Below are 12,980 nucleotides of genomic sequence, written 5' to 3'. Positions count from 1 at the left end.
TGTAGTGGCGCACACATCGAGCGCCGCCCGCGGCGCTCGATGCCTGCGGTACTACACCTCAGGATTGCTCGAGGCTGGCCAGCAGGTCATCGATCATCGCCGCATCGCCCGTGCCGTTGCTCGCTGCCGGCATGCGGGTCTCGATGTGACTGGCGAGGTCCGCCAAGGTGGCGCAGTCGAACAGCTGCGCCAGGCTCAAACGGACCTGCAACCGCTGCTGAATGCGTGACAGGGCCTGGGTCAACAGCAACGAATGACCACCGAGCTCGAAGAAGTCGTCATCCAGACCAACCCGATCGACCTCCAGCAGCGCCTCCCAGATACCTGCCAGTTCGCGCTGCAATGGCGTTTCCGGCGCGCGGTAAACCCGCGCCTGGACGCTAGGCGCCGGCAGGGCCTTGCGGTCGAGCTTGCCGCTGGGGGTCAACGGCATGGCTGCCAACACCTGCCAATGGGCAGGCACCATGGCATCGGGCAGGGCCTGGCGCACATGCTCGCGCAGCACCTGGGGCAGATTGGTCTGCCCCTGGGCAAGCACCAGGTAGGCCACCAGTTGCGGACCACTACCCAGGTCATGGGCGATGACCGCCACTTCCTCCACTGCAGGATGCTGCTCCAGGCGCGCCTCGATCTCACCCAATTCGATGCGCACGCCACGGATCTTCACCTGATGATCGACCCGCCCGACGTACTCGACCAGGCCGTCCTCGCGCAACCTGGCCAGGTCGCCGCTGCGGTAGAGGCGGCTACCATCGGCGGCGAACGGGTCGGCCATGAAGCGCTCGGCGGTGAGACCCGGGCGCCGGTGATAACCGCGACCGACGCCACGACCGGCAATCAGCAACTCGCCCACGACCCCGGGCGGCAGCAGGTTGAACTGGCTGTCGACGATGTACAGGCGCGTGTTGTCTATCGCTGTGCCGGTGGGCACCTCCCCGGCATCACCCTGCCAGGTATGCCAGGCCACCACATCGGTGCACTCGGTGGGCCCATAGCTGTTATGCACCGTCGGCGGCGCCGGCAGGTGGGCCAGGTGGGTGCGCAACTGTTCGCCACGGATCGGCTCGCCCCCCAGGAACACCTGGCGCAGGCTCGCCAACTGCTCGGCAGTACCGAGGTCGAGCAACGGATAGAACGTACTGGGGGTGCAGTTGAGCGCGGTGATCGCCTGCTCGGCGATCTGCGTCACCAGCGCCAGTGGTTGGTAACCCGGCGCCGCCATGTGCACCTGGCCACCGCCAAGCAGCGGCGCGAAGAGGTTTTTCTGGGTGAGGTCGAACGCCGGCGACGTCATCACCAGGAAGCGCTCCTGCGCGCCGATGTCGAACTCGCGCGAATACCACTGCAGCAGGTTGGCGAAGCCTTCGCGGGTCACCCCGGCGCCTTTCGGCTGGCCGGTGGAGCCGGAGGTATAGATCAGGTACAGCGCAGACTCGGGCCCGGCCAGCGGTGCCAGATCATCGCTGGCGAGGCCGGCCAGGGCCGGCTCGTCACGGTCCAGGCACAGCAGTCGGTCCGCCGCCAGCGGCAGGCGTTCGGCCAGCCAACTCTGGCTCAGCACCAGCGCGGCGCCACTGTCGGCGAGCATATAGGCCAGGCGCTCGGGCGGGTAGTCCGGGTCCAGCGGCAGATAAGCGCCGCCGGCCTTGATCACGGCCATCAACGCCACCAGCAAGGCAGAGGACCGCTCCATCGCCACGCCCACCAATACCCCAGGTGCTACACCGCGGCGGCGCAACTGGCGTGCCAGGCGGTTGGCCCTGGCGTTGAGCTGGGCATAGCTGAGCGTCTCGCTGGCGCAGGCCACGGCGACTGCATCTGGACTGCGCGCCACCTGGGCCTGGAACGCCAGGCTCAGACACTCGCTGCGATTGCTGCGCGGCGCCGGGTTGTAATCCAACACCCGCGCCTGGCCCGGCGCGTCGAGCAGTTGCAGGTTGCCGACGGCCAGCTCTGGCGTCGCCAGCATCTGGTCCAACAGGTGCAACAGCTGCACTTGCAGGGCCTGGACCTGGGGCGCGTCGAACGCTTCACGGCGGTAGCCGAAGACGATTTCCAGGGCCGCGCCGGCGTGCACGGTCAGCGTCAGCGGGTAATGGCTGGCTTCGCTGTTGTGCACCTGACTCAGGCGCAGCTCGGCACTGCTGCGTTCGCGCAAGGCCTGGTCGACCGGGAAGTTCTCGAACACGATCAGGCTGTCGAACAAGGCCTGGCCGCCCTGCCCGGCCCAGCTCTGCAACTGGTACAGCGGCGTGTGCTGGTGCTCGCGCAGACTCAGGTTGCAGGCCTGGAGTTGCTGCAGCCATTGGCCGAGCGACAGGGCGCTGGGTACGGTCTGGATCAGCGGCAGGGTGTTGATGAACAGGCCGAGCATGTCCTGGGCACCGGCCAGGTCATGGGGACGTCCAGCCACGGTGGCGCCGACGCACACCGTCGGCTGGCCGGCGTGACGTTGCAGCAAGACCAGCCAGGCTGCCTGGATCAGGGTATTGAGGGTCACCCCTGCGTCTTTGGCCAGCGCCTGCAGCTGTTCACTGCGTGCCGCACCGAAGGCGCAGTGCCACTGAGCGAAGCCGTGGCCGTAGTGGCCACGCCCTACGGCGCCGGCCAGCAACGTGGGTTGTTCCAGCTCAGCCAGGTAGTGGCGCCAGAAACGTTCGCTGGCGGCGTCATCCTGGGCCTGCAACCAGGCCAGGTAGTGGCGGAACGGCTGTGCCGGGCGTTCCGGCGCCTGGCCCTGGTAGGCCTGGAGCACTTCATTGACCAACTGCGCCGTGCTCCAGCCGTCCATGAGGATATGGTGGCTGGTCCAGATCAGCTGGTGCATGCCCTGCCCCAGGTCCACCAGCAGCAGGCGCTGCAGCGGGGGCCGCGCCAGGTCGAAGCCTTTGTCGCGTTCGGCCTGGGCCAGTTCGGCGAGGGCCTGCTCGGTAATCTCGCGGCGCGACCAGTCCAACACCCCGACCGGTGCCGTGACCGTGGCCAACACCAGTTGCAGCGGCTCTTCCAGCTCGCCATCGCTGGCCAGAAAAGCGCTGCGCAGCGCCGTATGCCGACCGATGGCCTGCTGCCAGGCCGCCGCCAGACGCGCAGGGTTCATGCCTTCGACACGCACGCTGAGCTGGTTGATGTACAGCCCCTGCTCGGGGCTCTGCAAGGCATGGAACAGCATGCCCTGCTGCATCGGCGACAGCGGGTAGACATCCTCGAACTCGCCATGGCGAGCGCGCAGGCTGGCCAGCTGTTGCGCATCGAGCGTCAACAGCGGTCGTTCCAGATCGATGGCAGCTTCCGCCTGCACGGTGTCCGCGGCCGCTGCCAGGGCCGCCAGCGTCTGGTGCTGGAAGACCTGCTTGGGCGTCAATGCAAGGCCGGCCTCACGGGCCTGCGCGACCATCTGGATCGACAGGATCGAATCGCCACCCAGGTCGAAGAAGTTGTCGTCGGCGCCCACCTGGCCGACGTGCAAAAGGCCCTGCCAGATCGCCGCCAGACTTTGCTGGGCAGGCCCCTCGGGGGCTGTGAAAGCGCTGTCGCGCAGCTCCAGGTCGGGGGCTGGCAAGGCCAGACGGTCGAGCTTGCCATTGGGGGTCAGCGGCATCTGGGCGAGGAACACGAAATGGGCCGGCATCATGTGTTCCGGCAGGCATCCCTGCAGGTGCCGGCGCAACGGAGCCGCGTCGTGGGCGTCGGCGCACAGGTAGGCTACCAACTGCTTGCCCTGGGCAGCATCGCGGGCGATCACGGCCACTTCCTGGACACCGGCTACCTCACGCAGGCGTGCCTCGATTTCACCCAGCTCGATGCGGAACCCGCGCACCTTGACCTGGTGATCCACCCGCTCGAGGTACTCCAGTTGTCCGTCGTGGCGCTGACGCACCCGATCACCCGTGCGGTACAGGCGTTGGCCAGGAGCGCCGAAAGGATCGGCGATGAAACGCTCGGCGCTCAGCCCCGGACGCTGCAGGTAGCCCCGCGCCAGACCGGCGCCGCCGATGTACAGCTCGCCGGCGACCCCGGCGGGCTGGCGGTTGAGCTCATCGTCCAGCACGTACAGCTGGGTATTGTCCAACGGTTTGCCGAGCCAGACCTTGTCCGAGTCCACTCGCTGCACCGCCGACCAGATGGTGGTCTCGGTCGGCCCATACAGGTTCCACAACGCTCCACCACAGGCACGCAGGCGTGCCGCCAGGTCAGCGTCGAGCGCCTCGCCGCCGCACAGCAGCTTGCGCCCCTGGAGCAGCGCTCCCCCCTCCCCGGCCAGCAGCATGCGCCAGGTCGAGGGCGTGGCCTGGAGAATGCTGACGCCGTGGGCCTGGACCTCGCCCAGCAAGCGCTGCGGGTCGCGCGCGCAGTCGCGGTCGACCAGTAACAGCCGCGCGCCATGCAGCAGCGGCAGGTACAGCTCCAGCGCGGCGATGTCGAACGACAGCGAGGTCAGGCCGAGCACACAATCGCTGGCGACGATGCCGGGTTCGCGGGCCATGCTGGCGAGGAAATTGACCACCCCGGCATGACGCACCATGACGCCCTTGGGCTTGCCGGTGGAACCGGAGGTGTAGATGCAGTAGGCCAGCGTGTCGGCACTCTGTGCCAAGGCCAGGGCGGTGTCAGGCTGCGCCGCGAGCAGCGCATGATCGCGGTCCAGGCACAACGCCCGCGCCGGGATCGAGGCGAGGTTCGCGAGCACGGCACTTTCAGTGACCAGCCACGCCGCCGCGCTGTCCTCGAGCATGTAAGCCAGGCGCTCGGCCGGATAGCTCGGGTCCAGTGGCAGGTAGGCGCCGCCGGCCTTGAGGATGCCCAGGAGCGCCACCGGCAGTTCCAGCGAGCGCTCCAGGGCCACCGCCACCAGGTCATCGGGGCCCACGCCCCAGGCGGCCAGTTGGTGAGCCACGCGGTTGGCCCGCCGATCCAGCTCGGCGTAGCTCAGGCGCTGCCCGCCACACTGCACCGCACAGGCATCCGGCGTGCGCGCGGCCTGGGCCTCGAACAGGCTGTGCAGGCAGGCGTCTGGGAAGGTCCGGTCGGTGGCATTGAACGCCTCCTGCCAAACCGGAGTGCGCGCCAGCCCCAGCTCGCCGACCACCGCCTGAGGCTGCTCGACCAGCTGCTCCAGAATGCCCAGGTAGTCGTCTGCCATTGCCTGTACGGTGACGGCATCGAACAGCTCCACCGGGTAGGTGAACAGCGCCGACAGGTGGCCTTGGCTGTCCTCTTCGGTGTCCAGGGCCAGGTCGAAGCGCGCGCTGCGCTGGAGCTGGACGAACGGCTCGAGCGCCAGCCCTGGCAACTGCTCGAAGGCATCCAACTGGCGCTGCTGGTGATTGAACATGACCTGGAACAACGGGCTGCGGTTGAGGCTGCGCTGACCGTGCAGGGCATCGACCAGCTGTTCGAACGGCAGGTCCTGGAAGCTCTGGCCTTGGCGCGCCGCTTCGCCGACCTGGGCCAGGAGCTGACGCAGTGGCTGACGCGGATCGAGCTGCGTGCGCAGCACCTGGGTATTGACGAACAGGCCGATCAGGCCTTGGGTTTCCTGGCGCTGACGGTTGGCGATGGGCACCCCCACCAGCAGGTCACGCTGGCCGCTGTAGCGCCACAGCAACACGTTGAAAGCACACAACAACACGCTGAACAGGCTGACCTGCTCAGTACGAGCCATCGCCCGCAACGCTTCGGTGAGCGAAGGCGACAACGGCAGTGCCAGGCTCCCCCCGGCCAGGCTCGGCTGCAGGCGCCGCGGGTGGTCCAGGGGCAGCTCAAGCACACCGCAATGCCCGGCGAGTTGTTGTCGCCAGTAAACGAGCTGGCGCTCGCCTTCACCGGCGCGCAGCAGGCTGCGCTGCCACAGGGTGTAATCCTTGTATTGCACCGATAGTTCAGGCAAGTCGGCATCGCCGCGGTAGAGCGCCGCGAACTCGTTGATCAGCACATTCAGCGACCAGCCATCGGCGATGATGTGGTGCAAGGTCAGCAGCAGCACGTGGTCGTCATCGGCCAGGCGCAGCAAGCCGACCCGCAGCAGCGGGCCCTCCGCCAGGTCGAAGGGGCGCTCGGCCTCTTCGCGGGCCAGGGCCTCGGCGCGGCCACTGCGCTCGCTGGCCGGCAAATGGGACAGGTCTTCGACACAGAGGGTCAGCGGCGCTGGCGCATCGATATGCTGGCGCGCCTGCCCGGCGTTGGCCGGGAACCGCGTGCGCAGTGCCTGGTGGCGCGCCACCAAAGCATCGAAGGCCTGCTGCAGGCGGGCTTGATCGAGCGCGCCGCGCAGCCGCAGGTTGCTGGCGATGTTGTAGGCCGGGCTGTACGGCTCCAGCTGCCAGAGGAACCACAGCCGCTGCTGGGCATGGGACAGTGGCAAATCGTCGGTACGCGGCGAGGCGACGATCGGCAGTTTGCCGATGGCGATGCCCCGCTCGTTCAATTGGCCGAGGAATACCTGTTGCTTGTCTTCGCTCAAGGCGCTGGCACGCCGGGCAATGTCGTGCAGGGCTTGGGCCTGCTGGGCCAGGGAAGTGCTCATGGGTTTTGCTCCAGCTCGGCCAGCAGTGCGGCCATGCTATCGAGTTCGCCACCAAGATCGGCGGCAGCCAGTTCCTGCTCCACGCGTTGCGCCAGGGCCGCCAGGCTGCCGGCCTCGAACACGCACCGCAGCGGCAGCTCGATCAACAGCGCCTGGCGGATGTCGGCAGCCATACGGGTGGCCAGCAACGAGTGCCCACCGAGGGCGAAGAAGTCATCGTCCAGCCCGACCCGCTCGACCTTGAGCAAGGTTTGCCAGATATCCGCCAGTTGCCGTTGCACCGGGGTTTCCGGTGCCTGGTAGCGCGCTTCGCTATGCCACTGCGGCGTCGGCAAGGCGCGGCGTTCGAGCTTGCCGTTGGCGCTGAGGGGCAACTGCGCCAGGGCGACGAACACGCTGGGCAGCATGTACTCGGGCAGGTGCTCGCGCAGTTGGCTGCGCAACGCCTGGCCCAGGCCCTGCTCGTCCAGGCCGGTGACCACGTATGCCACCAGGTGTTGTCCGGTAGGGCCTTGCAGAGCCAGCACGACGGCATCTTCAATGCCCTCGCAGCGCCGCAGTTGCGCCTCGATCTCGCCCAGTTCGATGCGCAAGCCGCGCAGCTTGACCTGGTGGTCGCAACGTCCGGCGTACTCGATGGCACCGTCGGCGCGGTAGCGGGCCAGGTCACCGGTGCGGTAGAGCCGCGAACCAGGTGCGCCGAAGGGGTTGGCGACGAAGCGTTCGGCGGTCAGGCCTGGGCGACCGAGGTAGCCACGCGCCAGGTTGCCACCGCCGATGTACAGTTCGCCAATGACGTTGAGCGGCTGGGGCTGCAGCCGCGCGTCGAGCACGTAGAGCTGGGTGTTGTCGATCGGGCGGCCGATAGGAACGCTGTCGCGGCCGTCGCTGCGGCAGGTCCAGTGGCTGACGTCGATCGCTGCCTCGGTGGGGCCATACAGGTTGTACAGCTGGGCCTGGGGCAGGCGCGCCAGTACCTGGTCCTGCAGCCCCGCTGCCAGCGCCTCGCCACTGCAGACGATGCGCGTCAGGCTCGGCAGCGCCGGCAACTGCGCCTGAGCCATGAACGCCTGCAGCATCGAAGGCACGAAGTGCAAGGTGGTCACGTCGTATTGGCGAATGCGCCGGGCCAGGCACTCGGGGTCCTGGTGCTCGCCCGGGCCGGCCAGGGCCAGCCGAGCGCCGGTCATCAACGGCCAGAAGAACTCCCACACCGAGACATCGAAGCCGAACGGAGTCTTCTGCAACACGCAGTCGTCGACGCCCAGTCGGTAGGCCGCCTGCATCCAGGCCAGGCGGTTGGCCAAAGCTGCATGGCTGTTGCCCGCGCCCTTGGGCTGGCCGGTGGAGCCGGAGGTGTAGATCACGTAGGCCAATTGCTCCGGAGCCATCGCCGGCGCCGGGGCATCGACCGCTTCATCGTCGCAAGGCTGGCCGAGGTCGAGCACTTGCACGCCGTCGGGCAGCGGCAAATCGGCCAGCAGTGCGGGCTGCGCCAGGAGCAGTCGAATCCCGCTGTCGGCGACCATGTAAGCCAGGCGCTGGGCTGGGTAGTCCGGGTCGAGCGGCAGATAGGCGGCGCCGGCCTTGAGGATCGCCAACAGGCCGACCACCATTTCCAGCGAGCGCTGTGCAGCGATGCCGACCACCACCTCCGGCCCGGCGCCAAGACGCACCAAACGCCGGGCCAACTGGTTGGCGCGCCGCTCGAGTTCGCCATAGCTCATGCGCTGCTCGCCCATGAGCAATGCGGTGGCATCGGGACTGCGACGGGCCTGGGCAGCGATGGCATGGTGCACGTACAACGGTTGCGGCGCTTCGCGCTGCGGGCCGCAAGCCAGCGCCAGCAAACGCTCGCGTTGAGCCGGGTCGGCCAGTTGGAAGTCATCCAGGGCTTGGCTCGGGCGGCTCAGCACCTGGTTGAGCAACTCGACGAAATGCCCGGCCAGGCGCTCGATGCTGGCGGCTTCGAACAGGTCGCAAGCGTAGCCGAAGGTCAGGCGCAGGCCTCCGTCGGCGCGCTCTTCGCTGTGCAGCATGAGATCGAACTGGGTGGTCTGGCTGTGCGGCTCGAGTACCTCGACGTCCAGCCCTTCGATACCCTGCAAGGCTTGGGAGCGCAGGCGCGTGTGGTTGTACATGGCCTGGAACAGCGGATTGTGACTGAGGCTGCGCTGCGGGTTGAGCGCTTCGACCAGTTGTTCGAAGGACAGGTCCTGGTGCTCCTGGGCGGCCAGCACGCTGGTCTTCACCTGGGCCAGCAATTGTTCGAACGATTGCTCGCCCTGCAACTGCCCGCGCAACACCTGGGTGTTGACGAAAAAGCCCAGCACGCCTTCGAGCTCGACCCGATTGCGGTTGGCCACTGGTACACCGATGCGCAGGTCGTGCTGGCCAGTGCAGCGGAACAGCAGCAGCTCGAACGCTGCCAGGAGCAACATGAACAGGCTGTCGCCCCGTGCCTGGGCAAGGCTGCGCAGGCCTTCGACCATCGTCGGCGCGAGGTGCACCCGGTGCTGGGCGCCAAGGTAGCTCTGCTGCGCCGGACGCGGGTGGTCGCTGGGCAGTTGCAACACCGGCTGCTCGCCGGCCAGGGTGTCCTGCCAGTAGCGCAATTGGCGTTGCGCCTCGTCGCTGCCGAGGGTACCGCGCTGCCAGGCGACGAAGTCCTGGTACTGCAGCGCCAGCGCTGGCAGTTGCGGCGCCTGGCCTTGGCTCAGACGGGCGTAGCAGTGGCTGAACTCCTCGGTCAGCAGGTTCATGGTCCAGCCATCGGCGACGATGTGGTGGATGACGATCGACAGCACGTGTTCCTGCTCGCCGCAGGCCAGCAGGTTCAGGCGCAACAGCGGGCCGCTGGCCAGGTCGAACGGCTGCGCGGCGTAGGCCTGCAGGCGTTGCTGCAAGGCTTGCGGATCGCTCAGGGTGTCGACGTCGAGCTGCGGCACCTGGGGCTCGCCGATGAACTGTCGGGGCTGGCCTTCTACCTCGCGGAAGGTGGTACGCAGCCCTTCATGGCGTGCCACCAGGTGGGCGAAGGCGCCATGCAATGCCTGCCGGTCGAGTGGCCCGCGTAGGCGCAGCGCTGCGGCGATATTGTACGCGCTGCTGGTCGGCGCCATCTTCCACAGGAACCACAGGCGTTGCTGGCCCAGCGACAACGGCCCTTGCTGACGGTCACCGGTATGCGCGGCGATGCTCACCACCGGCGCGGCTGTTGGCTGGCTGAACAGCAGGGCCAATTGCTCGATGGTCTGCTTCTCGAACAGCTGCTTGGGCGAAAGCTTGAAGCCCAGTTTGCGCGAGCGGGCAATGATCTGCAGGCTGAGAATGGAGTCGCCACCCAGTTCGAAGAAGTTGTCGGTGACCCCCACCCGCGGCAGCTTGAGCACGTTCGCCCAGACCTCGGCCATGCTCGCCTCGACCGGATTGCGGGGTTCGACGAACTGCGCCTGGGCCTGCTCCGGCGCGGCCAAGGCGCGGCGGTCGAGTTTGCCGTTGGCCGTCAGCGGCATGGCCTCCAGCTGTTGCCACAGGGCCGGCTGCTGATAATCCGGCAGCTGCGCCTGCAACGCCTGTTGCACGCTGGCCAGACGGGTGTCGTCGGCCAGCACGCACCAGGCCACCAACTGCAGGCTGCCGGTACTGCCAGGACACGCCAGGACCACGGCGTCGAGCACGCCCGCTACGCCCTTGAGGGCCTGAGTGATGTCGTTGAGCTCGACGCGATAGCCACGGATCTTGACCTGGTCGTCGCTGCGTCCGAGGAACTCCAGCAGGCCGTCGCGACGATTGCGCACGCGGTCGCCGGTGCGGTACAGGCGCTGGCCATTGCCGCCGGGGTCGGCAATGAAACGCTCGGCGGTGAGGCCCGGCTGGCCGAGGTAACCATCGGCAAGCCCCGCGCCGCCGATGTACAGCTCACCGATGGCATTGACCGGCACCGCGTTGAGATCGTCGTCGAGCACCTTGGCCCGGCAGTTGGCCAGCGGCAGACCGAGCAAGGCGGTGGCGCTATCGGTCTGGCGCTCGCCCACCTCGCCCACCAGTACGCCGACCGTGGTTTCGCTCGGGCCGTAGTGGTTGATCAGGCGGCAGCCTGGTGCCAGCCGGCGAATCTGCGCCACCAGTTCCCAATCGCAGGCTTCGCCGCCGCTGATGAGCGCGTGCCAGGGCAGTACGGCCGGGTTGTCGGTGGCCTGCAGCAGGCCACGCAGGTGGCTGGGTACGATCTTCAGCACGCCCACCCTCTCGCGGCTCATGTACTCAGCGAAGGCTTCGGCGTCGGCGCATTGGCGGTCATCGAGCAGGTGCAAGGTACGCCCGCTGCAGAGCGCGCCGAACAGCACCGTGTGGCCAAGGTCGGCGGCCACGCTGGAGACCATTGCCATGCTCGCCTCGGGCGCCAGGGCCGTGCGCTGCAGCAGCGCCTGCACATAGTTGTTCAGGGCCCGGTGGCTGACCCGCACGCCCTTCGGCTGGCCGGTCGAACCGGAGGTGAAGATGGCGTAGGCGGCCTGCTGCGGGTGCCGCACGCCGACAGCGGGATGTTCGCCGGCCTGGCGCCAGGTATCGCTGCGCAGGTCGATACGCTGGACGCCAGGGACATCGGCAACCGCGTCAGTGTCCACCAGCAACCAGCGTGCGGCACTCTGCCCGGCGACCTGGGCCAGACGCGCGGCGGGCAATTGCGGGTCCAAGGGTACGTAGGCCGCGCCGCTCTTGAGCACGCCAAGCAGGGCCATGACCCAACGCGAGGAGCGCGGCAGAGCGATCAGCACCGGTTCGTCCGCGTCCACTCCCTGGGTTTGCAGGTAGTGCGCCAGGCGATTGGCCTGGGCATCGAGCTCGGCGAAGCTCAACGTCTGCTCGCTGCATTTCACCGCCACTGCCTGAGCGCGTTGCTGGCACTGCGCATCCCAGGCTTGCAGAACATGGCTGTAGTCCGGGGTCAGCGCCGGGCCGACCAGGCCTTCGTCACTGGGCCGATGCTCGGCCATGGCCCACAGCGGCTCGGCAGGCTGGCGCACGAGATCGCCAAGCAGCGCCACGAACTCGCAGGCCAGGCTTTCGATGCTGCCCACCTCGAACAGGTCGCGGGCATAGGTGAATGCGCCCTGCACACCTTGGGCGGTATCGGTGAGGTCCAAAGCCAGGTCGAAGTGCGCGCCCAGGTGCTGGCTGGGCCAGCGGGTCATGCTCAGGCCTTGGGGCGCCGGCAGGCTGGACACATCGAAACCGTAGTTGAACTTCACCTGGAACAGCGGGTTGTGACTCAGGCTGCGCTCAGGTTGCAGGGCTTCGACCAGGCGTTCGAACGGTAGGTCCTGATTGGCCTGGGACGCCACGGAAGCCTGGTGCACCTGCTGCAGCAACTGACGGAACGTCTGCCGGCTGTCGATCTGGGTACGCAGCACCAGGGTGTTGACGAAAAAGCCCACCACGCCTTCGGTTTCCAGGCGGTTGCGGTTGGCCACCGGAACCCCGATGCGCAGGTCGTGCTGACCGCTGTAGCGGTACAACAGCAAGTTGAACGCCGCCAGCAGGATCACGAACAGGGTCACGTCCTCGGCCTTGGCCAAGGTCTTCAAGCGGTTGCTCAGGTCGGCATCCAGAGCGATGTCGACACTGCCGCCACGGGCGCTGAGCTGGGCTGGACGCGGGTGGTCCAAGGGCAGTTGCAGCAACGGATGCTGGTCGCCCAGTTGCTGGCGCCAGTAGGCCAGCTGACGGTCGCTCTCGCCGGCATCCAGCCATTCGCGCTGCCAGTGGGCATAGTCGGCGTACTGGATCGGCAATGCTGCCAAGGCGGGCTCGGCCTCGGCGTTGAAGGCATCGTAGACGCGGGCGAATTCCTTGAGGAAGACGTCCACCGACCAACCATCGGCGATGATGTGATGCAGTGTCACCAGCAGCAGGTGGTCATTGTCGTTGAAACGCACCAGCTGCAGGCGCAGCAGCGGGCCGTGACGCAGGTCGAACGGCGCCAGTGCCTCGCGCTCGGCTAACCCGGCAGCCTGGGGTTCGGCATCGTCCAGCGCCAGATGGCTGAGGTCGACGAGCGCCATGGGTACCTGCAGGTGCGGGTGAATGACCTGGACATCGGCCTCGTCGCGGTGGTCGAAGGTGGTACGCAGGGCTTCGTGGCGCGCCACCAGGTAGTCGAAGGTGCGTTGCACCAGGGCGGTGTCCAGCGGGCCCTGGATACGCAGCGCACCGGGGATGTTGTAGGCGCTGCCATCCGGGTCGAGCTGCCAGAGGAACCACAGCCGCTGCTGGGCGAACGAGAGCGCCAGAGGCTGCTCGCGATCGAGCGTCGGAATCGGCAGCTGGGCGTGCAAATCGATGCCCTTCTTGGCCAGCACCGCGATCAAGGCTTTGCGCTGGATGGGCGACAAGCCCTTGAGTGAATCCAGGAGTGCGTTCATCAGTTCGTTCCTTGCGTGGCGCTCTC

General features: G+C 67.5%; 2 protein-coding genes. Both read right to left on the bottom strand.

Features of this window, described 5'->3' with window-relative positions; all coding sequences use genetic code 11:
- Positions 1 to 58: 58 nt before the first annotated feature.
- The gene (locus E2H86_RS20795) at positions 59 to 6,526 is read right to left on the bottom strand and encodes a non-ribosomal peptide synthetase (protein WP_133331250.1); all 6,468 of its coding nucleotides are present in this window, start codon (positions 6,524 to 6,526) and stop codon (positions 59 to 61) included.
- On the bottom strand, positions 6,523 to 12,954 hold the full coding sequence (locus E2H86_RS20790) for a non-ribosomal peptide synthetase (RefSeq protein ID WP_133331248.1): 6,432 nt from the start codon (positions 12,952 to 12,954) through the stop codon (positions 6,523 to 6,525). The genes E2H86_RS20795 and E2H86_RS20790 overlap by 4 nt, the downstream gene beginning before the upstream one ends.
- Positions 12,955 to 12,980 lie beyond the last annotated feature (26 nt).

Source organism: Pseudomonas putida, from assembly GCF_004357765.1.
GTDB classification, from domain to species: domain Bacteria; phylum Pseudomonadota; class Gammaproteobacteria; order Pseudomonadales; family Pseudomonadaceae; genus Aquipseudomonas; species Aquipseudomonas putida_U.
The sequence above is the reverse complement of the archived record's forward strand: the minus strand, read 5'-3'. Positions and strand labels throughout refer to the sequence as shown.